Below are 24547 nucleotides of genomic sequence, written 5' to 3' on the forward strand. Positions count from 1 at the left end.
ACAGATTTACAATCAACAAAAAAATATAAAAAATTATCTCCAACCGCCGCCCAAGGCTTCGTATAAATCCACGATGGCCTGAAGCTGGTTATTCTTTGTGTTTATAAGATTTAAGCTTGAGTTAAGCGCATTTTCCCGGGCATTCAAAACTTCCAAATAGTTTGCAAAACCGTTGTCCAAAAGCTCTTCGGAATAATTTGTTGCCAAATTATAAGCTTCAAATTCCTTTTGGTTTACCTCAATTTTTTCGGTTGCTGCCTCATAATTATAAAGTGCATCCGAAACTTCTTTACTGGCAGTGATAATGGTCAATCTAAAATCCAAATAAGCCTGTTCCTGCTGTGCCTGCGAGACTTCGTACTGCGTACGGATTTGACGTTTGTTGAAAATAGGCTGCGTCAACCCTCCAATAATAGTTGCAAATAGCGAATTGGCATTGAAAAGTTTATCAATCTCAATATTCTGAAAACCTCCCGTTGCCGAAAGCGTCAATGAGGGATAGAAACTTGCGCGCGCAGCATTTGTAAGTTCAAAAGCATTCATCAAACTGTATTCTGCGGCCATAACATCGGGTCGATTTCGCAGTAATTGCGCGGGAATTCCAGTATTTAACGGTATATCTATGTTTTGATTTTCCAAACTTCCACGTGTAATCTCATGCGGAGCGCTTCCCAATAAAATAGACATTGTATTTTCCAACAGGCGGGCTTGGTTTTTTAAATCGATTAAAATTCCCTGGGCGGTATAAAGCTGTGCTTCCGTTTGCTTTACGCCTACTTCGGTAACGTTTCCGGCCTCCTTTAAAGCTTGGGTTGTTTCCAAACCTTTTGAACGCGTTTCGATGGTTTCCTCGGTAACACGAATTTGTTCATCCAACGCCAACAATTGGTAATAAACCGAAGCAATATTGGCAATCAACCTACTTTTTACGGCTTGGTGCGCCGCAACAGTTTGAAGATATGAAGCTTGAAAAGCCCTTTCATTACTGCGTACTTTCCCCCAGATATCTGCTTCCCAAGAAAGGTTGGCGCTCAATTCATATTGATCAAGTGATGAAAATTGACTTCCAAACTGACCTCCGGCAGAAAATTCCTGATGAGTATATCTTGCATTTCCATTCAAGGAAGGAAAATATCCTGCCTTACCCTGTTTTACATACGCTTCGGCTATACGTATTTGCTGAAGCGCCACCCGGATGTCCATATTGTTTTTCAGGCCTTCTTCAATGTAACCTTGCAACAAAGGATCCGTGAACAATTCCTTCCACGAAAGGGTCGCGATGCTTAATGTATCCTGCGGAAGATTTTCAGTTCTGTAATTTGCTTCATTTACCACTTGGGGCCGTTCATAATCTTTCGCGGCAAAGCAAGAAACCAGCAGAAACGGCAAACTTGCCAATATCAAAATTTTATATATGCTATTATTTTTCATGAGAAGTGTTTTCTTCAATAGTTTCTAATTTTTCAGTCGGTGCGCCCGTAATTTTTTCCTGTAACCACTGGAAAAGGATGAACAAAATTGGAATTACAAAAACCCCTAAAATTGTTCCTATCAATAAACCACCAACGGCTCCGGTACCAATGGAACGGTTACCTGCGGCACCAACCCCGTTTGAAAGTACCAACGGCATCAATCCAAATATAAAGGCGAAGGAAGTCATCAAAATGGGTCGCAATCGCGCTTCGGCACCGTCAATGGCAGCATCCAAAATAGATTCGCCGTGTTTTCTTCGCTGAAGCGCAAATTCAACAATAAGAATTGCATTTTTCGCGAGCAACCCTATAAGCATTATGAGCGCAATCTGAAAGTAGATATTGTTTTGCAATCCCATAAACTGTGTTGAAATATAGGCTCCAAAAACCCCAACTGGCAATGAAAACAGAACCGAAAACGGCAATAAATAGCTTTCATATTGAGCTGCGAGCAAAAAGTAAACGAATACCAATGACAAAATGAAAATCATCGTTGTTTGGTTGCCTGCGCTTTTTTCTTCCAAGGTTAAACCTGAGTAAGCGATATCAAAATTGCTTGGTAAGGTTTGGCTAACGTCTTCAACAGCGGCAATAACATCACCCGAGCTATAGCCCGGCGCCGGCGCAGCAGTAACTTTTGTGGAATTGAACAAATTGAAACGTGTAACCGATTGTGGCCCATAAACCCGTTTCAGCGTAACGAATTGGGTAATTGGCGTCATTTCACCACTGGCAGTACGTACATAAATATTGTTCAAATCGCTTTCACTTGCCCTGTCTTCCGGCAATGCTTGAACATACACGCGATATTGTTTTCCGAAGCGGGAAAAATCTGCTGCGAAAATACTTCCTATATAACCTTGTAAAGTGTTGAAAATGGTTTGCACCGAAACCCCAACTTCTTTTGCCAATGGCACGTTCAGTATCATTTCATATTGCGGGTAACGCGTGTTGAAAGAGGATTGTGCATATTGAATTTCAGGCCGTTGGCTCAATTTTGCAATAAACTCCTGATTGGTTTGGTCCAAATCTGTAAAGCTTCCACCGGAGCGATCCAAAAGATTCACTTCGGCTCCAGCGGAGTTTCCAAAACCGGGAATACTTGGTGGCGAGAAAAATATAATTTGCGCCTCTGGAATTTGCGCAGCAATTCCGAAAAGTTGGCCAGTTATTGCCTGCACCGAAAGCGATTCGTCTTCTCTGTCTTTCCAATCGTCAAGCCTAATAAAGCCAAGTCCGTAATTGCTTCCCGCACCGCTGATCAAACTTCGACCGTCAATAACCGACGCACCTTGTACGCCAGGAAGGTCTTTTATTTTATTGTATAGTTTTAGGTTTACCTCACGCGTACGATCAATTGAAGAACCCGCGGGAAGTTCTACGTTCATAAAGATAATTCCACGATCTTCATCGGGCACAAAGCCTGTTTTCAAAGTTGCAGATGACCACCAAATTCCCAAAACTGCCAAAAGCAAAATAACTCCAGTAATCCATTTATGCCTGTATAGGAAATGGACAGATCTTCCATAACGGTTTACAGTAGCTTTAAAACCTCTGTTGAAACCGTTAAAGAATTTCTGAATAAAACCTGGTTTATTGCTGTTTTGTTTTTCATCGTGACCTTTTAAGAAAAGTGCACTCAGCGCGGGTGTTAAAGTCAAAGCGTTTATTGCAGAAATAATAATTGCAACAATAAGCGTTACTCCAAACTGCTCATAAAATACTCCCGTAGGGCCTTTTATAAAAGTTACGGGGATAAACACTGCAGACATCACCAAGGTAATGGAAACAATAGCTCCGGAAATTTCGTGCATGGCTTTAAGCGATGCCTTTTTCGGGCTTTTCTCTCCTTCGTCAATCTTTGAATGGACTGCCTCGACGACTACAATAGCGTCATCTACCACAATACCAATTGCCAATACCAAAGCGAAAAGCGTCAGAAGGTTGATGGAATATCCAAATAAATTTAGGAAGAAAAATGTTCCAATAATCGAAACTGGTACCGCAATTGCCGGTATTAAAGTGGAACGAAAATCCTGCAAGAATATAAATACCACAAGAAAAACTAGCAGGAACGCTTCTACCAAAGTCATTACCACCTTTTCAATTGAGGCATTCAAAAAGTTGTTAGTATCATACGGAATATAATACGTGATGCCTTCGGGAAGATTGGCTTCCACTTGAGCCAATTCTACTTTTATAGCATCAATAATTTCCTGTGCATTTGAACCTTTCGTTTGAAAAATACCCATATTTACCGCAGGATTTCCATTGGTAACAGATCCACCTGCATAAGATTGTGCGCCAAGTTCTATTTGTGCAACATCGCTCAATCTCAAAAATTCGCCATTGCCCAAAGCTTTAATCACAATGTCGCTGTATTGCTGCTCAGTTTTGTAACGTCCCGGATATTTAATGGTATATGAAAAGGCTTCGCCATTATTTTCACCCAAAGAACCTGCCGCGGCTTCCAAACTCTGTTCTTTTAAAGCTGCAACAACATCGGAAGGCATCAAACTATAGGCTGCAAGTTTTTGAGGATTTAGCCAAATGCGCATGGAGTAATCTTTTCCTCCGAATACACTCACGTCTCCCACACCATTTACCCTTTGTAATTCGGGAATTACGTTTATCTTTAAATAATTCTGAAGAAACGTATCGTCATAATCTTTGTTGGTGCTGTAAAAGGAAAGAAACATCAACGCACTGGTTTGTTGTTTTGAAGTTGTAACCCCAGTTTGAATTACAGCTTGAGGCAACAATGAATTTGCACGTGCCACACGGTTTTGAACGTTTACAGCGGCAATATCGGGATCTACATCCTGATCAAAAAACACGCTGATGGAAGCCGTTCCGTTGTTGGTGGCGGTAGAAGTTAAATAGGTCATTCCTTCCACTCCGTTTATTTGCTCTTCCAACGGAATAATAACGCTTTCAAGAATGGTTTCGGCGTTCGCCCCTGGATACGTTGCATTCACCTGAATGGTCGGTGGGGCAATATCGGGGTATTGGGTAATGGGCAAATTGGAAAGTCCCAAAATTCCCAAAATCACAATAATTATCGAGATAACCGTAGAGAGTACGGGTCTGTCTATAAATGTTTTTAACATGATTGGTTTTTCTTAAACGGTTATCTAAAAACTTTTTCAATAGGTTTGGCAATGCTGTCAAAAGGCATTTCCTGTGGATTTATTTTGGAATTTCCACGTAGTTTGTTTGCACCTTTTGCAACAATTTTATCACCTTTCTGCAAGCCGAAAGCTACCACGTAAAGGTTTCCAACTTCTGCCGTTGTCTCAATTTTGGTTGAAGTGGCCATGCCATCTTCGCCCACTTTATACACATAAATACTGCCTTGTTGTTCGTAAGTGGCTTCCTGCGGAACAACTACAGCGTCGGTATAAACTTTCGGAATTTTAATTTTTCCGCTGTTACCGTTTGTTAAAATTCTTGAAGGATTATCAAAAACAGCCCTGAAAGAAATAGAACCCGTATTCGCATTTACTTGTGAGTTAATAGTTTCAATGGTTCCTTCTTCTTCGTAAAGGCTTCCGTTTGCCAATAACAATTGCACTTTCGGAAGTTTTTTTATTTTTTCCTCAAGATCCTTTCCTTCCGCATTTTGAATAAAATCCAAATATTCCTTTTCATTCATTGAGAAATAAGCATACACTTTGCTGATGTCTGAAACAGTAGTCATAGGGACTTGTGAAGATGGACTCACCAAAGCACCTTTCCGAAGATTTATGGAACCCACATAACCATCAACTGGGCTTTTTATGTTTCCGTAATCTATGTTTGCCGCAATGCTGTTATAGCCACTTTTTGCTTGTTGGAGTTTTGCTTTGGCAGTTTCAAGTTGCACATTGCTGATAATATTTTTTTCAACCAAAGGCTTCAGTTTATCAACCTCAACCTGTGCAGCATTCACGTTAGCGCGAGCGGCAGCGGCGTCTTGGCTCAAAGTTTGGGTCTCCAGTCTAAATAACGTTTGTCCTTTTCTTACTTTTTGACCCTCATCAACCAAAACATCCGTAATATATCCTGAAATTTTTGCATTTACCTGACTGTTCACAATCCCTTCAATACTTGCAGGATAGGTTGTAAATGCTGTAACAGTTTTCGTTGGAATTGATACAACCGGTAAAGTTGGGGCTTGTTGTGCCATTTGGGCCTGTTGTGCACTTTTGTCATCGCCACAAGAAGAAAACAATAGCAGAATGCCTAAAGCTATGGGAAGTGAATGAATAAAATTTTTCTTTTTCATTGTTGATTTAATTAGTCGTTTTTATGTTTTTCAGTAAGCTTTTTTTGAATTTTTTCCATGGAAGCACTTGCTTGTGCAAGGAATTCCAAATAATCTTTATGTAATTCCAAGTCGAAGATTTCTGAACAATCCTCAGGAAGTTCTGCATTTATTTCCTTTTTATATTCCATTATTTCAAGATGCAGATCGCGTTCGCTTTTCCAGTTTTTGAGCATTTCATTCATGGAATTTATCATCACATCTGGAACAAGTGTGAAATACTTTTTTCTATCGCCACATTTTGTGTGATAGGTAATTCGGTTTGCGGCCTGCAAAGTGGTTAAATGTGTTGAAATTGTACTTTTACTGGCATTAAGCTCACAAACCAAAGATTCAAATGTGGCTCCTTTTTTGCCCGTTAAAATCAAGGTAGAAAGAATTCGCGCTGCCAGAGGAGCAAGTTGATCCTTGCTCTCAATGTGAACTCCCAATTTCTCAATTAAGTTTTCTTTTTTAGTCAAAATATGTGTATGATTTAAAATGAAGATGCAAAAGTACGTTTGGTTCGTAATATTCCGAACCAATCAGTATTAATGTTTTGTTAAATAATTTTTAAGGGTTTTCTGAAGCAGATTTTATTTCAATCTGCTCACGAAGTTCATTGCCGTCCTGATCTACCGTAGTCAATAAATATGCTCCCGGTTTTGGTGAAATGGCCAATTCGTGAAAGGTTTCGGTCTTTCCGATATATTTTGAATTCAAATACCAAAAAACGGTAGTTTCGGGCGAACGATGGGCCAACTTGAAAATGACTTCGTTTACATTTTCATCAAAATTCTTCGGAAGAAGCACGGTTTCATTTTTCTTCGGATAAATAAACGCCATCAACTTTTCGCCTTCCTGCAAACAATTCGGCGCAAAGGGCGGCAAGATTTGGTATTCGGGGTGAAGTTGTGCGTAATAATATTCCATTACCGGCGGCAGAACGAACCAGTTCTTTTGAACCATTGCTGAAAGTGGATAACACGAAGAATTCACCCGAAAATTTTCCGAATCCTTTAGAAATACAGTTTGATGATACAGGCAAGCTTCCGTTCTTGTTCCGTTTTTTGGAATCCATTCCATTTTTGTTTCCTCGCAAAAAAGTCCAGCAAGATGGCCGCTTTTGGTACAGATTTCAACCTCAACCAATTCATCATACGGAATTTTAAACCACCCACTTTGTGGCAAAACATTTAATACATCAAACAAAACTGGTGCGGCAGCTTGAATCCCTGTTAAGCCCGGACGACCTTCACCATCAGCGTTTCCAACCCATACACCGATTGCGTATTTCGGTGTAACCCCAACGGCCCACGCATCTTTAAAACCATAACTCGTTCCGGTTTTCCAAGCAAGCGGTTGACTGCTCGTGAAAAATTCCCAGTTTTCCTCGCCACTTGGGCGATTCACTTTTTCCATTGCTTCGAAAGCTTCGTAAATCGCACCGGCATTCCAAACAGAGGGTTTTTGCTGAATTTCCCCGAAGGATATTTCCTCGTGATCTTTCATATAAACGGGTTCCACAAATTCATTTTTTCGGTATTCGCTGGAAGAATTGTTGAAGAAATTTAAGGTGGAAGCCATTCCGGCATAGGCTTTTGTGATATCCCACAAACTGCTCTCCGCGCCACCGAGAATTAACGATAAGCCGTAATAATCCGCAGGTTTATCGATTGCTTTTTGATTGGTCTTTTTTAAAACATTATAAAACCGCTGAAACCCAAAATCCCGCAACATCCGCACCGCGGGAATATTTAACGAACGGGAAAGTGCCACACTCGCTGGCACCGCGCCATTAAATTTTTTATCGAAATTTTCAGGCGTGTAACCATTTACGGTCGTTGGAATATCCGCCACCAACGTATTCGGAAGAATTTCGCCAGCATCCAATAATGAAGTGAATAAAAATGGTTTCAAAATACTCCCCGTGCTTCGTGGTTTTTCAATGATATCCACAAAATTATTGTGTTCCCGAGTTGTTGGAGAATTGCCTACATACGCCAAAACCTCGCGGGTGTTTACATCCAAAACCAACACCGCAAGATTATTGATTTGGTTTTGCGCCAGCATATAATTTTGCTCTTTTACAATATTGTTCACTTTCTGTTGAAGCGAAAAATCAATCGTGGTTTCAATACTTTTTCCGAGATGTTCCCTTCTTATTTTTTCGGTTAAATGCGGCGCAAACTCTGGCAATGGCAAAGGTTTTCCGGGAAGAATTTCGTCCAAAGCCAATTGATAGGTGGTTTCATCAATTACTTCATTTTGAAAAAGCTTCAATAAAAGAGCATCTCGTTTTCTCTTTAAAATTTCTTCGTTTTTCCCGGGAAAAATAAGCGCCGGCGCATTCGGAAGAACCGCTAACGCCGCCGATTGCCCCCAACTCAATTCGCTGGCAGGAATGCCAAAATACCGCCACGAAGCGGTTTCCAACCCAACCACATTTCCACCGAAAGGCGCGTATGAAGCATATAAATTCAAAATAGATTTCTTTTTATAACCTGCTTCCAATCGCGTGGCTTGAAAAATCTCTATAATTTTTTCGAAATACGTTCTTCCTTTATTTTTTCGGGAAAGACGGATTACTTGCTGTGTGATCGTACTCCCACCTCGGCGGGAATCGCTGGTAAGATTATTCCAAAGTGCTTTTGAAATGGAAATTGGATTGAAACCGGGATGCCAGTAAAAATGCTCGTCCTCAAAATAAAGAATACATTTTTCAAATCTTTTTGGCACGGAATCCATTTGCGGGAACCGCCACTGCCCATCATCGGCAATTCGTGCGCCGAGCATTTGCCCGCTGTTGCTTTCGGCGACGGTTGCGGTGGGAACGTTAAATAATGGCGAGGGTAGGCAGAAGAGCCAGGTTACAAATAAAATGAGCAGGAGGCTTAGTTTTATTTTGTGGGTTTTTAGGATGGGGAGAATTCTTTTCATTAATTAATTCCTATCATATTCCCAAACTCCTTGAATATTTTTAACTTTTGGCGGAGGCGTCCATAGATCGGATGTTTCATAATGGATATCAAATAATGCATTTTTAAAATCTCTATCAAAAATTGGTTTTGTGAAATAGCATAAATTGGGATAGGTTTCATTAAGAACTTCTCTTGCATCTTCAAAGTCATATTTGTTATATATGGAATCATATTCTTTCTGCGTAACAAATTTTATTCCTCCAGTAATTAAATCTGGATTCAAAATCAACTTTTCATTAATCCCATATAAACTATCAATGCCTGCGGTCGTTTCAAGTTTAAATTTTTCAATAATATAATTTTCAAATTCAAAAGCTGGTACTTCACTTTTGTAAATTTGTGCCATTGATTGGTTATTAGGTTCTAAAATGCAATCACAAATTTGGTTTTCTTCTTCTTTTAATAAATCATTGATTAGTTCAGCAGTTTTTTCAGAATAAATTTCTGAACGCGTTTTTTGCTTTGTTTCACCGCAACCAAAAATCAAGTTGAATAATAACAATAAGCTCAGTATTCTGAAATCCATTTTCATAAACTCATAATAATTTGATTTCTATAAAATATGCCGGTTGAGTAGCAAAATTCATATAAAATTTACGGTTATAGCAAAAACCCCTTCCGTCATTCCAAATCGCTTTTGGGCGATTTGAAATGCCACCTTCCCCTGAAAAAGGGGAAGGAGCTTTTTCGTTCATTTGATGGACACCAAACCTTCCCTCCTTTGGAGGGACGGGAGGGAGGCCTATTGCTCCACCGTAATCCACATCCCCTTATTCCGTGCATAATAATTGTTGTCATACATAGCCTCCACCTGCGTTCCGGGTAAATAATAAGTTCCAAGATAAGAAGCGTTTAATTTTACACTGAAAGTTTTGGTCTCACCCGCGTTTAAATCGAAGAAGAAATTTACCCTATCGTCGCGAATGTCCGTATAACGTGCGTTTCCGCTTGCGCCACCGCCCAATTCTGAAAAACTGGTGTTTACGATTTCCCAACCGCTTGGAAAGATTTTTGCCAAAGCCACGTGGTTTATCCAATTGTTGGAAGTGTTGGTAACACTTACTTTCGCGATGATTTCCGTGCCCTGTCGCAATTTTGTTACATCAATTGGTTTTCCATCGCCTCCCAAATATTCAGATTTTATGGAGAGATTGCGTCTTTCGGCAAGTTCTTTTCCGAGCGGAAGTTTCCCGCGTTGCGATAGCGTAACGTAAACCACATTCCCTTTTTTGTTTGTTACCGAAACGGAATTGCTTCCCATTACAAACGAAAGGTCGCGCTGCGCAATGGCGCGGTCGGTTTTCACCTCAACCGATTTTCCGGCATTTGTAAAGGTAAGCTCCATCGCCTTTCCGCCGTTTTTGGCAACCATTTTCGCCATCGCCATTAAAGCATACGAAGTTTCCTGAGTGCTGTACCAATTTCTGGATGAAAGATCTTTCGCTACTGAAATAGCTAAATCACGTTGTTTCGGATCGCCCAATAAAACCAAGGTTTCCAAAGCCATTGCGCTATTTCTAAAAGGCGAACCGTAGGTGTAATAATCATATTTCTGCGAAACAAAATTAATGTTTGCGGTTTGTGCAATCTGTTGCGCGACTTCCTCTTTGCCGGCCAAAGCATACGCCGCAGCCAGTCGCCATTTGGCATCATTGCTCAGTTCCTTGCTTTCGCGAAGGCGGTTCATTGCAGCGAGCTCCGGTTTTCCGGCCAATGCCAAGGTATAAAGTCTGTAAGCCTGCGTTAAACTTGAGTTGTACACCGCATAACTATTTCGCCATTGGCGCGCCGTGTTTTGTTGGTACAGCAACCAATTGCTCATAAAACTTATAGGCAAAGCGTAGCCTTTTTGCTTCGCTTCTAACATGAAATGTCCCGCATAAGTTGTGCTCCACTCATCTGCTTCGCGTTCGCCGGGCCAATAGGAAAGTCCGCCGTTAGAAAGTTGAAATCTACCCAAACGCGCAATAGTTGCCTTTACATTTTTTTCAATTACTTGCTTTTTGTCGAAAGTAATATCGAAAACATCTGCCAAATACAGCTGCGGAAATGCCGAAGAAGTAGTCTGTTCCAAACATCCGTAGGGATAGTGGATTAAAAATTCCATCCGTTTTCCGAAATCCATCGGCGGCAAGGTTGAAAATTCCAGCATTGCGGCATTGCTTCCCGGAACGCCAAAAGTTTCGAAATTTATGTTTTGCGAAGCGTTTCCGTCCAAGGTATAATTTGTGGATTTTTGCGAAATGGGGTTCGGGTTTTCTACGTCAATTTCCACTTTGTAGTTCGCTTTTTCGCCATTACCGGAAGCGGTTACTTCAATGGTTTGAAATTCCTTCGTCGGTAAAACTTCAAAATCGAAATTCACAATCTGCTCGCCCGGTCCGCTGAACGAAACAGTTTTGGAAGCACCGTTTTTCGGTTTCAGCGCATCGCCTGTTTTTACGGTAATCGTGGCGGTTTTCACTTTATTCTCCATCGCAAAAACGGTAACCGGGAGCGTAACGGTTTCACCCGGTGATAATTTCCGCGGAAGCGAAGCCAGCACCATCAGCGGAGTACGGACGGGCGTAGTTTTTTCGACACTGCCGTATGCACTTTTGGTTTTATCGCCCGCAATTACCATCGTCCGCACCGAACCGATGTAATTTGGCATCATAATATTATGACTTGCAATTTTTCCGGCGGCGAGTTCGAATGGTCCCAGATATTTCACAACAGGTTTAAATCTGTCGGCTTTTCGGTTTTTTGCACCCAAAGCCGCATCGCCACCACCGATTGCGTAAATATTGTCCACACTGCCGGAATAGGCGCCAATTACGTAATCAAACATATCAAAAGTCTTAACCCCCAAAGCCTCGCGACTGTAAAAAGCTTCGTGAATATCTGGCGTTGCGAAGCGTGTTAAATCCAGCAAGCCTTCATCAACAACCGCCAAAGTATAAGTCATTGGTTTGCCTTTTTCCTCGGAAACTTTTACGGTGAATTGTTTCTCAGGTTTTAAAACTTCAGGCATCGAAATTTTCGGATGAAGCACCGTTGAAGGATCTTCTACCGAAAGCGGAATAACGCCGTAAAGCCGTATCGGCAAATCGTTTTTGGTCTGGCTATGGGGTTGAAGTAAAGAAATATTCACATAAATATTCGGCGCCATTTCCTTTGTGATTTTTATAGCCGCTTTGGTTTCGCCTTTTTTGGTTTCAATCCAATGCGTTGCCAAAACTTCGGTACCGTTTTCAACGCTAATCAGCGCATGGCCGTCACTTCCCGAAGGAAAGGTTATAAACGCTTCTTCGCCAACATTGTATTTTTCTTTGTCTGCAGAAAAAAGTAACATTCGAGCACTTTCCGAATCACCGTCACTTGGGCGCTGCCACCAGTTTCTGTAGAAATAAGTGATTCGCCCTGTTGCGTGGCCAGATTGTTTATCGATTACGCGAATTAAATATCTGCCGCCTTCTTCTTCGGGAATATTTACAGTGAATTTTCCTTTTCCGCTACCATCGGTTTTTACCGTGAATTCTTTCACAGGACGATGCACGGTTGAATTTTCATAGGTTGAAAGATTGTCCGAACCACGATTCCACCACCAACGCCATTCAATCTGGAAAACTTTTACTTCAAGTTCGCGATTTGCCGCAGCTTTGCCCTGCGCATCCACGGAAACTACGTCAAAAGTTGTGTTTTCATCCGTAAAATAGGAACCGTAACGCCCAGCTTCGGGCGATTTTAAACCTACAAAATGTGAGAACGGCGCCAAATCCTTCGAAAAAATATCCATTGAAAAATCGCCGCCGCCTTCATACACTTTCGTTAAAAAAGTTGCTTTCAACATTCCGGGTGCGTTCTTTCCAACCTCCAGATTTTGGCTGAAAGAAGTGCTTCCTTCAGAAGAAAGTTGCGCATCCAAAACGGGAATTTCCACTTCGGAAAAAGTTCGGATTGGATCGATAAAATTGTATTTTGGAAATTTTGGAAAAGCTGAATTGCTGGCTCGAAGCGTGGCTGTCATATCAATTTTCAAATTGCGCGCAGGCGAACCGTGAAGCCACATGGCGCTTGCCGTTCCTTTTACGGGTTTTGTGGCGTCGAGAATTTCATCGTCAAAATCCAGCTTAATTTTTAACCGGTTTGGTTTAATGGTCGCCACTTTCAACGTATGCGAAAATTGCGCGCCTCCAACGGTAATGGTTGCGTTCCAATTTCCTGTTGGGGCGGATGGGTCGGTGGCTATTGGGAAATAGTAAAAACTCTCCAGCCCCCTAGCCCCCGAAGGGGGAACTCCTGATGCGGAATTACTTGTGTTCAAAACACTTCTTTGAACCAATTTTCCGCGGGCATCGGTCACTGAAAGGGTTACGGGGTGGTTTTTGGGCAAGGGATTTGCGTTGTCGTTGAGCACGAAAGTCAAGTGAATGCTGTCGCCGGGGCGGTACACGCCGCGTTCGGTGTAGCTAAAACCTTTCAGTCCCTTTTGCAGTTCCTTCCCTGAAATGTCGAAATTGCTCATGGAAAGGGCATTTCCGTCTTCCAGTTTTACATAGGCAAAATTGTTTCCCTTTTGTGCTACGGCGAAGGCTGCATTTTTATCGCTATCATATAAAGTAGTACCGTCGCCATCGGTGGTTACGGTTTCAATCAACTGTTGCTGATAGTTGAAAAGTTTGATTTTTACACCACTTTCCGGTTTGGCGGAAATAAGATTGGTGGCAAAAAAATGGTAGCTTTTGTTGTTACCTTTTTTTACGATCAAGCCCAAATCGGACCCCAATATATTGGCCGTAACTATGCGATCCTCATTGTAATACGCCGGATGGCAGGGGTTGTCGCGCTGTTCCCAATTGTAATTGTAGTTGCGCCAACTGTAAATTTCATTATCCCAATAACGCTGCTCGCGAATTTCCTCATCTTCGGAGGAATCAGTGGCATAATAGGGGTCTTCTTCGTAATAATCATCGTAGTATTCATCTTCGCTTTCCTCCGTATTTTCTTCTTCGGAATTAGATTCGGCACAATCATAAATTATATAATCCTTTTTAAAACTGAATTCTAATTGATAGATAGCGCCCGGTTCGGCCTTGAAATATTCCGAAAGGTTGATGCCGTAAGCCTTCCAACTGCCGTTGTTTCCCAGACCGTCGTTTTTTAGCTCGATGGTTTTTTTAGCGATTCTTCGGCCAACACGCTTGATGTCGTAGGTGTTCGGATCGTTCAGATTATAACTTTGGAGAAATTGCAGCACATTGCTCTCGTAAATTTTGATGACGCGCACATCCACTTTTGAAAGATTTACCGCTTCAAAATAAACCGGCGTTGCAGCGGAATTTGGAAGAATTACGCCTTTTGAAACCATTCGCACCGCGGGTTTCAATTGTTCAAAGGAAACGAGTTCCGAAAATTCCTTTTTCAGCCCGAAACCTTCGGTGTTTTTGATTCCCGTGAAGACGGTGACCTTTACATCACCCACTACACGGTTTGGGGGATACACATTCAAAACGTTTCCGTTTACCTCATAGCGAAGATCCGTAGTGTTTTCAATGGCCACCAGGCCCGCAAAATCCTGGTTTTCCTGCAACGGGTCCGAAAAATTGATGCTCAAAAGGGCATTGGGCGAGGCGGTGCTGCGGATATCCACAATGGTAAAATCGTTTTGCCCCGGGATTTTAAATGTGTTTTCGCCCTTGTTTTCGGCACCGATCGGTTTGCCGTCCCATTGAATAAGAATTTCAGAATCGGTGGTTTTTCGGGCAATGCTGTCTATGGTAAAATTGAAATAATTTGCATCGGCAGCTTCGGCGGGCCATTTTAACTTTAGTTTTTTTTCCCCTTGGGAAGCGGAAACCAATTGTTTGGCCTTTTCCAACGAAATAACATCGGATGTTTCAATGGAGGCTTCCACATACTGCCATTGCTTGCTGTAGCTCTGCAAATTCCCGAGATCTACTTTAAAATTGGGCGTAATGGTGTGAAAGCTGAAAGTATAGGTTTTGAACTCCTTGGCAATGTCTTCGTAAAATTTATCCAGTTTTACCGTTACCGTATATTCCGTGTCCGGTTTTAGGTATTCCGCAGGTTGAAAGATTAGGGTTTTGCCGTTTTCGACAACCAACTTCCCTTTCGTTGATGGCGAAATTTTTAAATATTCATCGGCGGAAAGTTTCTGCGTTAGCTCGAATTGCTCCAGAGGTTTCATCAATTCAACCCGAATATCCGTCGTGATGGATTGGTTTCCGTAGGTGTTATAGGAAATGTATTCCTTGAATTTAAAGAGGTTGTCGGTTTCGGAATGTTTGTCTTTGTCTTTGCAGGAAGAAATTGTAGCGAGAAAAACAAAAAAAAGCAAGCGGTGGAAGGGCTTCATAAGGATGTTTTTGGAAAATTAAATGTATGGGAAAAAGGGGGATCCTGCAAGAATGATAACATAGCAAAACAAACCAGAGGTGCTTTAGCCCAAATCACTCCTGTTCTTTATATATCCCAATTGTCAATTCGCCTTTTGAATTCATCGTGGCGCGATACATTCCTGCGGTGTTGAATTCCATCGCCACATTTCCATCCTTATCAATTGCAACAATGCCACCATCGCCGCCAAGGGCAGGTACTTTTTTCTGGATAACTTCATAAGCGGCTTCCTGTAACGTCATTCCTTTATATTCCATCAAGGCAGAAATATCATAGGCAACAACAGAGCGGATAAAATACTCGCCCCAACCCGTTGAAGAAACGGCGCAAGTTGCATTATTTGCATAGGTTCCAGCGCCAATAATTGGCGCATCGCCAATTCGGTTCCAGCGTTTATTGGTCATTCCTCCAGTTGAAGTTCCAGCGGCGAGGTTGCCGTGTTTGTCCAAGGCCGCACAGCCCACGGTCCCAAATTTTGAATTTTTTATATAAGAATCTTCAAAGGAAACCTTCTTTTCATTTTTGCTTTTTTCCTTTTCCAAAACCCGTTGTAAAGACTCGTATCTGTTTTGGGTGTAGAAATAGGACGTATCCATCATTTTATAACCCATACCTTTTGCAAATTCTTCCGCACCGGCGCCATAAAGCATTACGTGTTCGCTTTTCTGCATGACATCCCGCGCCAAATCGATTGGGTTTTTAATGTGCTTCACGCCCGCCACTGCTCCCGCATTCAGCGTAGCGCCGTCCATTATGGATGCATCAAGCTCGTTGGAGCCTTTGTGCGTAAAAACGGCACCTTTTCCGGCATTGAAAAGTGGTGAATCTTCCATTACATTAATAGTATGCGTAACGGCATCCAAAGAGCTGCCACCATTTTTCAAAATTTCATACCCTACGGAAATTGCTTCTTTCAGCTTAGCTTTATAGGCGGCTTCCAAGGAATCGCTCATATTTTCCTTCAAAATAGTTCCGGCGCCTCCGTGGATGACAATTCCAAAGTTTTCTTCCTTTTGAGTTGCATTTTCTGAAATCTTTTCCCTCTCAGAAGTAGATTTTTCTTCGTTTTTACATCCGAAAAGAAGAAAAATAGCAATAAAATATGTTAAAATTTTAACCATACCATTAATTTTAAATTCATCTCTAATATACGTGAAATATACTATTTACGGTGCATCACGTAATTGCAATTGTATTTGAGATGCTAAAAATCTGTCGATAATCCGATAAAGTGCGCAATTTATTCGTTAAAGTGCATTTTTTAAATATTTTTTTATATATTTGAATCGACATCAAGCCCCAAATCTGGTGTCCCCCCAAATTATGCACCTACTAAAAAGCAACCTACTTGCAATGGCATTGCTATGCCTAGTGATTACCTCCTGTTCAAAAGAGGATTCTGTTGAAGTTGAAGCCGCCAAGTACGACATCGATTTGGCTTTGGCCCAAAGAAACGACAGCCAAATGTCTTCTGAAATTTTAAATCTGGTTAATGACCATCGCGCGTCATTGGGCCTTTCCATACTAAAAATTGATACCCAATACGCTTCCGCCTTTGCTGTGGACCACACTGAATATATGATTGAAAAGGAGCAGATAAACCACGATAATTTTGGCTATCGTTCCGAAGGAATAAAATATCACGACAACGCCGAAGTAGTAGGCGAAAACGTTGCCTATGGCTATGAAACCGCCGAGGCCGTTGTAAATGCTTGGCTGAACAGCCCCGGACACAAAGCCATTATTGAAGGAAATTACACACACACCGGGTTTGGTGTAATGAAATGCGACAAAGGCCGAAGCTATTTCACACAACTCTTTTATAGAAAGTAACCTCACATCCCTTTTTCTATTAGTCTAAATTGCCGTATTTTTACGTAACAGTTAAAAATACGGCAATGGCTATTAAAAAACCTTTCAATTTAAATAAGTGGGTTGAGGAAAATCGAGATCTTCTGAAACCCCCGGTGGGCAACAAGAATTTATATGTTGAATCTGACGATTATATAGTTATGATAGTCGCCGGTCCCAATGCCCGAAAGGACTATCACTACAACGAAACCGAGGAGCTTTTCTATCAACTTGAAGGAAATATTCAGGTTGCAATCCAAGAAAATGGCGAGAAAAAAGTGATGGAACTGGGCCCTGGCGATATGTATCTTCATCCCGCAAAGGTGCCGCATTCTCCCGGCAGGAGTGCTGGTTCAATAGGCTTGGTTATTGAAAGAAAACGAACCGACCTTGAGGGAAAAGACGGCCTACTCTGGTTTTGCGACAATTGCAACAACAAATTATATGAAGTTTACTTCCCGCTAAGCGATATTGAAACTGATTTTCTAAAACACTTCAAACATTTCTACGGAAGCAAAGACCTGCGAACTTGTAACAAATGCGGAACGGTGATGGAAGCCGACCCACGTTTCACACAAGATTAACGGCGTATTCCCAAACAGATACCGTTTCGTTTTACTTTCTTCAGCGCATTGTGTACCTTTGCGCTTCATAAATTTCAGAATAAAAAATCATAACTATATGCAAGCAACAACCACTAGCTTCGGTATCGAGGAAGCATTGGAACAATTAGGAATTAAGGACGTAAACCAAGGAACTTCCACTGGAAATGAATGGTTTTCAAACGGGGAGGAAATTTCATCTTTTTCGCCCGTTGACGGCCAACTCATCGCAAAAGTGAGCACCACTTCCAAAGAAGATTACGAAAAAGTAATGCAAAGCGCCACTTCAGCATTTAAAGACTGGCGATTGAAACCAGCTCCACAACGTGGGGAAATCGTGCGCCAATTTGGGGAAGAGTTGCGAAGATTGAAAGAGCCGCTCGGAAAATTGGTTTCCTATGAAATGGGAAAAAGCTATCAGGAAGGTCTTGGCGAAGTACAGGAAATGATTGACATCTGCGATTTTGCAGTCGGTCTTTCCCGTCAGCTTCACGGCTTGACGATGCACAGTGAGCGTCCCGGTCACAGAATGTACGAGCAATATCACCCGCTTGGGGTTGTCGGGATTATCTCAGCATTTAACTTTCCGGTAGCCGTTTGGGCTTGGAACACGGCATTGGCATGGATTTGCGGCGATGTTTGCGTTTGGAAGCCTTCGGAAAAAACACCGCTTTGTGGAATAGCTTGCCAAAAAATAGCTGCGAAAGTTTTTGCAGACAACAATTTGCCGGAAGGGATTTCTTGCCTAATCAACGGCGATTATAAAGTTGGTGAAATGATGACCAACGATAAGCGCGTACCTTTGGTGTCAGCTACCGGTTCCATTAGAATGGGGAAAATTGTTGCACAGGCTGTTGCTGCCCGTCTCGGAAAATCATTACTGGAACTTGGTGGAAACAACGCCATTATCGTAACTCCGGATGCAGATATAAAAATGACCGTTATCGGCGCTGTGTTTGGCGCTGTGGGAACTGCTGGACAACGTTGCACCTCAACCCGAAGATTGATTATTCACGATAGTATTTATGACAAAGTGAAGGATGCCGTAGTTGCTGCATACAAACAACTTCGCATTGGGAATCCTTTAGATGAAAAAAATCACGTTGGGCCTCTTATCGACAAGGATGCCGTGAAAATGTACAACCAAGCACTTGAAAAAGTGGTTGCGGAAGGTGGAAACATTATTGTTGAAGGCGGCGTTTTGGAGGGTGAAGGCTACGAAAGCGGATGCTACGTAAAACCAGCCATTGCCGAAGCCAAAAATAGTTTCGAAATCGTGCAGCACGAAACCTTTGCCCCCGTATTGTATTTAATGAAATACAGCGGCGATGTTGAAAACGCCATCGAACTTCAAAATGGCGTTGTGCAGGGACTTTCATCAGCAATCATGACAAACAATCTTCGCGAGGCGGAACGTTTTCTTTCGCACGCTGGAAGCGATTGCGGGATAGCAAACGTAAACATCGGTACCAGCGGTGCCGAGATTGGCGGTGCATTTGGTGGTGAAAAGGAAACCGGCGGCGGCCGCGAAAGCGGAAGCGATGCCTGGAAAATCTATATGCGCAGACAGACAAATACAATCAACTATACCACTGAGCTTCCTTTAGCACAGGGAATTAAGTTTGACTTGTAGTAATATATTTTAAAAGAAAAAAAAGCCGCTTCAATTGAAGCGGCTTTTAGATTTTATATTATTCCGTTCGGCTCAACCCATTTAAAACGGTTGGCATCCTGCGGAATTTTTATACGTTCGGCAATACGAAGCATTCGCGAAGGTAATTTCAAAAGATAATCCCGTGCCTTTTCAGCTTCATCGGTCAAGCCGCTGATTTTTGAAATTTCCCAATGGGCATTTAATTTTTCAAGAATATCAATATAATCAAATGTGGTATAAACGCCCAAACGCTGTGCCGCGTTGCTGAAATCGTCAAACGCCGAAGCCATTTTTCCGCCGCTCTGGCGAAGGTTTTGGGCCGGCATAATGATTTTTTTCTGCATCATATCCTGAAAGGCAATCATCATTTCGCTGGCGTCGTATTCAAAAATAGTCTTTACAAATTCGCGATATGCCAAGTGGTGGCGCATTTCATCGCCTGCAATTATATTGCACATTTTCGCGAGCATTTTGTTGCCTTTTTTCTTTGCAATCTTTCCCACGCGGTTGTGGGAAACATTCGTTGCCAATTCTTGAAAACTTGTATAAATAAAATTTCGGTAGGGATCGCGGCCGGTTCCCACTTCAAAACCGTCGTTGATTAAATGTTGGGTGGTTTTTTCAACTTCCTTCATATTTACCCTTCCGGATAAATAAAGATATTTGTTCAAGGTATCACCGTGGCGGTTCTCTTCTCCCGTCCAGTGGCGTATCCATTTGCTCCAGCCGTTTCGGCCGTGCTGATCCACGCCTTCCATATCCATCAACCAACTTTCGTAGGTCGGCAGTGCTTCTTCCGTAACCATATCGCCCACCAAAACGATCCAAAAATCATAGCCCAATTCTTTGGCCTCTTCGCGGATTTGGATAACCTCATCCATATAATTTTCCTTTTGGAAATTGGGCAATAGATCGGTGGGTTGCCAAATTTCATCAACGGGAATCAAATATTGGTCAATATAACTGTCGATTTTCTTTTCAACAGTCTGCATTACTTCCAAACGGATATTTTTAAGCGCCATGGTGTTATTTTAGAGGAATTACAAAGATAGCAAGTGAAAGATGGAATTTGTAATAAAGAAGTCTTAATTCCTGCCTTTTTCTTCGGGATATAATTTATAAACAGGTTCGCTCTGCCAAATTTCCATCGAATCTACATCGAGCATGGAGATTTTTCCTTTGAAAGCCGCGCCCGTATCCACATTCCAAACATTGGCAAAATTTGCGGGTTTGTCAAACCCAACACGGGTTACAGGTGTATGGCCGATATAAATTTCTTTAAAAAGTTTTAGCCGTTTTGGGTATTTATCGTCTTCTTCGGAAATGGAGGAATCTATCGCGCAGACCATTTCCCAAAGGGTTCGGTCCCAATAGACCATATTTGGATAATACTCACTTTGCGGCCCATGCTGATTGGTAAAACCCGCATGCAGAAAAAGGCGGTTTTGAGAATCTATGTGATAATTCACCAAATTTTCAAAAAATTGAAGATGCTTTTGCTTTTCTTCTTCGGAAATTTTCGAATAGCTTTCCACGCTACTCTCCCCACCCTGACTGAGCCACATGGGGTTCTTTTCCCCGAATTTCAAATATTTATAAAGCAATTCGTCGTGATTTCCGCGGATGAAGATGCAATCATTTTTTTTCGAAAAATCTATCAAATACGAAACCACTTCGGCAGATTCACTCCAGCCATCCACGTAATCGCCCACAAAAATATATTGTGTGCCTTTCGGAAGAGTTACCGTTTCCAATACTTGCTTCAATGCCCTAAACCCTCCGTGAATATCGCCGATTACAACTGTTTTCATCATTTAGAAAATAAATAAATCAATCCAATTACGCAAAGAATCGCGAGGACAAAAAAGAATATTTTCCAAAACGAATACGGCCGTTGTCCAGAAATTATTCCGCTCTGCCCGTTCACAAAAAAGTTATAGCGTTTTCCTTTAAACTTATAAGTGCTTATGTAAACCGGAAGCAGAATATGCTTGAAAGTTTCTTCGGAAAGTTTCATATTCATTGATGAAACTTGCTGGGTGTCGCCACCAATATCGCTCCGAATCCAACTGTCTGCGATGCTTTCGGCTATTTTATTACTTTCCAGATGTCCTTCCAAAAGCGGAATAGTATATTTTTCAGTAACAAAACCCGCGAGATAGGAACTGTCAAAAGGTTTCAGCATTTTTAAATTCCACCGAGCTATTTTCTGTGGAATAACCCCTGTTTTTTGATTGGAAGCTTTAATCAAAGTGTCGTCAACAAATCCCGAAACACTTCCCGAAGCAGGATACCAGCGCGTTCTTCTTTCTTGTACGGTTCTTTTATTTTTTCCGCTGCCCACTGTTTTGGTCACGTAATAATATTCGCCACGCTGGCCTGTATAATCTGCATAAAGTTGGGCGTCAAACGTCCAATACGGCGCATAAAGCCCTCGCGTCTTTTCGGGATCGATGGCTGCCTTTTTTAGATTGTTCGGCGCAAACCAAAGTCCGTCGACCCATTTTTTAAAAATTTGAAATGCCTTTTTTTGATCAATTTGAAAGGGCAAAACCGCACCCGGAAGTATCCATTCTTCTTTATAGGCATCTTCAATAATCAAGGGAGAACCGCAATAAATGCAGGAAAGCGATTTATAATTTTCTTCAATGTGTTGGTTGGCACCGCAATTTTTACAGTGGAGCATCGTGATTTCCTCGCTATGTTTTTGCGAGCCCATCTTTTCGAGATAAGGTTTCAATTCCAATTCCTCAAAACCATTTTCGGAAGGGGCAATCGTTTCGGTATGGCCGCAATAATCACATTTTAGCTCAGTTGTCCCAGGCGCATAGGTAAGCTCTGCGCCACAGTTGACACAAGATTTTTTGAGTTCGGATTTTTTTGGTGAAATTTCTTCCATTGAAAATATAAACCTCCCGGTTTAGAATTTGGGATTGCTTCGTGCCTCGCAATTATTGCGGTGGAAGCGGCGGTGGGGTATTTCCGCCCAAAAACGATTTCAATTCCTCAATTTGCTGAAGCGGTGTCCATTCTGCCAAACCGGCTTTCCAAACTAAAGTGTCTTTGTTCACCGTTCTGCTTGCAAACAAAGATTGCAACTGCTCAAAACTCACCGGACCGGCTTGTGTGCCATTGGCGGCGTAAAAATATTGGACTGCGGCAGGCATTGGCGGCGGCATCATTCCACCCTGTGGCTGCTGTTGCATTTGCTGTTGGCCCATTTGTGGATTCATCATGCCGCCCATTTGTTGCGCGAGCACGAAGCCCATGCCCATTCCCATTCCGGCTCCAGCTGTTCCACCTTCGTTCGCAGCAGCTGCTTCAATGGCTTTTGCAGTTTTGAATTTGGTGAGCTTATCCAAATCCAACTTGTCAATCCTGCTGTATTCGAAGATTTCCTTTTTAAGGTCTTCGGGCATGGAAACGTTTTCAATAAAGAATTTTTCCAAGGAAATTCCCACGCTGTTAAACTCCGGCTGCATCACTTCCTTGCAGGTTTCGGAAAGCTCGGTAGTGTTTGCCGCGTACAGTTCTATGGGAAGTTTTGCTTCGCCAACAGTATCTGTAAATCGGGTGGCGATAAGGCTTTTTAAATGTTCGTTTATTTCGAAATTTGTAAAGTTATTGTCCGTTCCAACTATGTCAACAATAAATTTTCCGGCATCATTAATCCGGTATGCATAGGTTCCGAAAGCACGGATTTCAACCAAACCAAAACGGTCATCGCTCAACGTAATCGGGTTTTTGGTGCCCCATTTTTCATCGGTAAAAAGATGGGTGTTCACAAAATAAACCTCAGCTTTGAAAGGACTATCGAAACCGTATTTCCAACCTTTCAACGTGGTTAAAATAGGAAGGTTTTGGGTGTTCAACGTGTAGGTTCCCGGCTTAAAAACGTCTGCCAATTGGCCTTCGTTTATAAAAACTGCGGTCTGCCCTTCGCGCACGATGAGTTTTGCGTTGTTTTTTATTTCGTTTTGGTAGCGCTCAAAACGGTGACAAATAGTGTCTGGCGTATAATCCAGCCACTCGATGATGTCAATAAATTCATTGCTTAGTTTTTCTTTTATTGTGTCGAAAATGCCCATAGTTCCAAAATTTTAAAAATTGAAGTTTAAAGATATAAAAATAGGTTTAACATTGGATTAATTATAACTCACCTTCCGCAAAATACGCAACGACTCCTTTAAAAGTTGGTATGCTTCGGCGTCGTATTCCCTTAAAAATTCCTTGGCTTCCTGCAATTTTTCCTTGGCTTCCTCAAAATCGTTCAAATAGCAAATAAGGTAAGTTGACGGCAGGTTGCGCAAATCTTTTACTTCGGAAGCGGTGAGCGGAATGTTCTTTTTCAGCTTTTCCAAAACTGCATTGTTGGCATTATAGATGTGAAAAAGCGTTTTTCTGTTGAACTGTGGCGGTTCAAAAATCAATTTTGAATCCATATTATAGGAACCATTTTCTTTAAAGTGAATGGTTACTTCTTCCAACGGATAGTATTTAAATTGTTCGTTCAATCCCAAATGCACATATTCCACAGTTTTGAAATAATCCTCTGTATAGGCAATGCTGATTTCATCCAAAGCCGAATAAAATAGCCGAACCTGTTCGTTTATCAATTCAATATCAACCCGCGAATAATATAAATTTTCCTTTACCCTTTTTGGATTTCCCGCCCAACATACCACAAATTGTTCCTTAAAAACCTTGTAATGGCTTTCCAAATCTTTGTGGCGATGGTTGATAAAATCAATCACCCCGTCCAGCGTGAGCTCAATATTGTTTTTGGCGGCGTTTTCAATGGATTTTACTATTTCGGAATTCACATCTTTTATCTCAATATCAAAATCCTTCGGCATTGAAATACTGCCATCGCGCAGAAAAATGGAGCCGCCCCAATATTTCCAAATATTTTTGCGCAACGAAGTGATCTTTCCATTCGGACGGATCGTTACCAAGCCCACCACCTTATCTGAAGGCAGATTTGGAAATGCGACGTTTTCATAAATTATCAGCGGCGCATTGGTAAGATAGGCGTTTACGAGGTTTTGGATCTTGCTGTCGTCAAAAAAATCGACACCCCGAATCTCGTTGGTTTCATCCTCAACGCCAATTACGATAAAGGAATTATTTGCTGGATTGCTATTGCTGAGCGCGCATATGTGTTTCAGAAATTTCGCCTTTCCTTCTTTGGTGCCGAGGTCTATTTTTCGCTTTTTATCATAGAAACTGCTCTCGTCGTTATGGGCGAGCAGGTTTTTGATAAGTAGGCGTTTGTTGATCATCGCTCAAGGTTGCAGGTTGCA

16 protein-coding genes are annotated in these 24547 nt (G+C 41.8%); 3 read left to right on the top strand and 13 right to left on the bottom strand.

Features of this window, described 5'->3' with window-relative positions:
* Nucleotides 1-33: 33 nt before the first annotated feature.
* The 8 genes from MB09_RS07655 to MB09_RS07690 form a co-directional block, all read right to left on the bottom strand.
* Nucleotides 34-1431 carry an efflux transporter outer membrane subunit gene (locus MB09_RS07655; RefSeq protein WP_045080316.1) on the bottom strand — a complete coding sequence of 466 codons (1398 nt, stop codon included), beginning with the start codon at nt 1429-1431 and terminating at the stop codon, nt 34-36.
* Nucleotides 1421-4582: an efflux RND transporter permease subunit gene (locus MB09_RS07660; RefSeq protein ID WP_045080317.1), complete on the bottom strand. Its 3162-nt coding sequence runs from the start codon at nt 4580-4582 to the stop codon at nt 1421-1423. The genes MB09_RS07655 and MB09_RS07660 overlap by 11 nt, the downstream gene beginning before the upstream one ends.
* Before the next feature lie 20 nt (nt 4583-4602).
* Entirely contained in the window at nt 4603-5739 is a 1137-nt protein-coding gene (locus MB09_RS07665) for an efflux RND transporter periplasmic adaptor subunit (protein WP_045080318.1), read from the bottom strand.
* An 11-nt stretch (nt 5740-5750) separates the two neighbouring features.
* Entirely contained in the window at nt 5751-6239 is a 489-nt protein-coding gene (locus tag MB09_RS07670) for a GbsR/MarR family transcriptional regulator (protein WP_045080319.1), read from the bottom strand.
* A gap of 91 nt (nt 6240-6330) precedes the next feature.
* Entirely contained in the window at nt 6331-8697 is a 2367-nt protein-coding gene (gene pbpC / locus MB09_RS07675; protein ID WP_045080320.1) for a penicillin-binding protein 1C, read from the bottom strand.
* Between the two features lie 3 nt (nt 8698-8700).
* Nucleotides 8701-9270, bottom strand: a complete 570-nt coding sequence (locus MB09_RS07680) for a hypothetical protein (protein ID WP_045080321.1) — start codon at nt 9268-9270, stop codon at nt 8701-8703.
* Nucleotides 9271-9480: 210 nt separating this feature from the next.
* Nucleotides 9481-15096: an alpha-2-macroglobulin family protein gene (locus MB09_RS07685; protein WP_045080322.1), complete on the bottom strand. Its 5616-nt coding sequence runs from the start codon at nt 15094-15096 to the stop codon at nt 9481-9483.
* Between the two features lie 94 nt (nt 15097-15190).
* A complete protein-coding gene (locus MB09_RS07690) occupies nt 15191-16258 on the bottom strand; it encodes an isoaspartyl peptidase/L-asparaginase family protein (RefSeq protein WP_045080323.1) in 1068 nt (355 codons plus the stop codon).
* A gap of 202 nt (nt 16259-16460) precedes the next feature.
* Here MB09_RS07690 and MB09_RS07695 point away from each other — a divergent pair, with 202 nt between their 5' ends.
* The 3 genes from MB09_RS07695 (at nt 16461) to amaB (ending at nt 19223) form a co-directional block, all read left to right on the top strand.
* Entirely contained in the window at nt 16461-16970 is a 510-nt protein-coding gene (locus MB09_RS07695) for a CAP domain-containing protein (protein ID WP_045080543.1), read from the top strand.
* A gap of 65 nt (nt 16971-17035) precedes the next feature.
* Entirely contained in the window at nt 17036-17572 is a 537-nt protein-coding gene (locus MB09_RS07700; RefSeq protein WP_045080324.1) for a 3-hydroxyanthranilate 3,4-dioxygenase, read from the top strand.
* A gap of 97 nt (nt 17573-17669) precedes the next feature.
* On the top strand, nt 17670-19223 hold the full coding sequence (gene amaB / locus MB09_RS07705) for an L-piperidine-6-carboxylate dehydrogenase (protein WP_045080325.1): 1554 nt from the start codon (nt 17670-17672) through the stop codon (nt 19221-19223).
* 53 nt (nt 19224-19276) lie between these two features.
* Here the strand turns inward: amaB and MB09_RS07710 are convergent, their stop codons facing one another.
* The 5 genes from MB09_RS07710 to MB09_RS07730 all read right to left on the bottom strand — a co-directional run bounded on the left by MB09_RS07710 (nt 19277) and on the right by MB09_RS07730 (nt 24526).
* Nucleotides 19277-20266: an acyl-ACP desaturase gene (locus MB09_RS07710; protein ID WP_045080326.1), complete on the bottom strand. Its 990-nt coding sequence runs from the start codon at nt 20264-20266 to the stop codon at nt 19277-19279.
* 63 nt (nt 20267-20329) lie between these two features.
* On the bottom strand, nt 20330-21058 hold the full coding sequence (locus MB09_RS07715) for a metallophosphoesterase family protein (protein ID WP_045080327.1): 729 nt from the start codon (nt 21056-21058) through the stop codon (nt 20330-20332).
* Nucleotides 21055-22143 carry a hypothetical protein gene (locus MB09_RS07720; RefSeq protein WP_045080328.1) on the bottom strand — a complete coding sequence of 363 codons (1089 nt, stop codon included), beginning with the start codon at nt 22141-22143 and terminating at the stop codon, nt 21055-21057. The genes MB09_RS07715 and MB09_RS07720 overlap by 4 nt, the downstream gene beginning before the upstream one ends.
* A 52-nt stretch (nt 22144-22195) precedes the next feature.
* The gene (locus MB09_RS07725; protein WP_045080329.1) at nt 22196-23332 is read right to left on the bottom strand and encodes an SPFH domain-containing protein; all 1137 of its coding nucleotides are present in this window, start codon (nt 23330-23332) and stop codon (nt 22196-22198) included.
* Between the two features lie 57 nt (nt 23333-23389).
* Nucleotides 23390-24526: an ATP-binding protein gene (locus MB09_RS07730; protein WP_045080330.1), complete on the bottom strand. Its 1137-nt coding sequence runs from the start codon at nt 24524-24526 to the stop codon at nt 23390-23392.
* Between the last annotated feature and the right edge of the window lie 21 nt (nt 24527-24547).

The sequence above is a fragment of the Aequorivita vladivostokensis genome, assembly GCF_000952855.1.
GTDB lineage: Bacteria > Bacteroidota > Bacteroidia > Flavobacteriales > Flavobacteriaceae > Aequorivita > Aequorivita vladivostokensis.

Bases quoted from the DNA above. Each gene is read 5' to 3' on its own strand.
- MB09_RS07660 (WP_045080317.1), bottom strand. From the start codon at position 4,582: ATGTTAAAAACATTTATAGACAGACCCGTACTCTCTACGGTTATCTCG.
- MB09_RS07680 (WP_045080321.1), bottom strand. From the start codon at position 9,270: ATGAAAATGGATTTCAGAATACTGAGCTTATTGTTATTATTCAACTTG.
- MB09_RS07700 (WP_045080324.1), top strand. From the start codon at position 17,036: ATGGCTATTAAAAAACCTTTCAATTTAAATAAGTGGGTTGAGGAAAAT.
- MB09_RS07665 (WP_045080318.1), bottom strand. From the start codon at position 5,739: ATGAAAAAGAAAAATTTTATTCATTCACTTCCCATAGCTTTAGGCATT.
- MB09_RS07725 (WP_045080329.1), bottom strand. From the start codon at position 23,332: ATGGGCATTTTCGACACAATAAAAGAAAAACTAAGCAATGAATTTATT.
- MB09_RS07655 (WP_045080316.1), bottom strand. From the start codon at position 1,431: ATGAAAAATAATAGCATATATAAAATTTTGATATTGGCAAGTTTGCCG.
- pbpC (WP_045080320.1), bottom strand. From the start codon at position 8,697: ATGAAAAGAATTCTCCCCATCCTAAAAACCCACAAAATAAAACTAAGC.
- MB09_RS07715 (WP_045080327.1), bottom strand. From the start codon at position 21,058: ATGATGAAAACAGTTGTAATCGGCGATATTCACGGAGGGTTTAGGGCA.
- MB09_RS07730 (WP_045080330.1), bottom strand. From the start codon at position 24,526: ATGATCAACAAACGCCTACTTATCAAAAACCTGCTCGCCCATAACGAC.
- MB09_RS07690 (WP_045080323.1), bottom strand. From the start codon at position 16,258: ATGGTTAAAATTTTAACATATTTTATTGCTATTTTTCTTCTTTTCGGA.
- MB09_RS07710 (WP_045080326.1), bottom strand. From the start codon at position 20,266: ATGGCGCTTAAAAATATCCGTTTGGAAGTAATGCAGACTGTTGAAAAG.
- MB09_RS07685 (WP_045080322.1), bottom strand. From the start codon at position 15,096: ATGAAGCCCTTCCACCGCTTGCTTTTTTTTGTTTTTCTCGCTACAATT.
- MB09_RS07695 (WP_045080543.1), top strand. From the start codon at position 16,461: ATGCACCTACTAAAAAGCAACCTACTTGCAATGGCATTGCTATGCCTA.
- amaB (WP_045080325.1), top strand. From the start codon at position 17,670: ATGCAAGCAACAACCACTAGCTTCGGTATCGAGGAAGCATTGGAACAA.
- MB09_RS07720 (WP_045080328.1), bottom strand. From the start codon at position 22,143: ATGGAAGAAATTTCACCAAAAAAATCCGAACTCAAAAAATCTTGTGTC.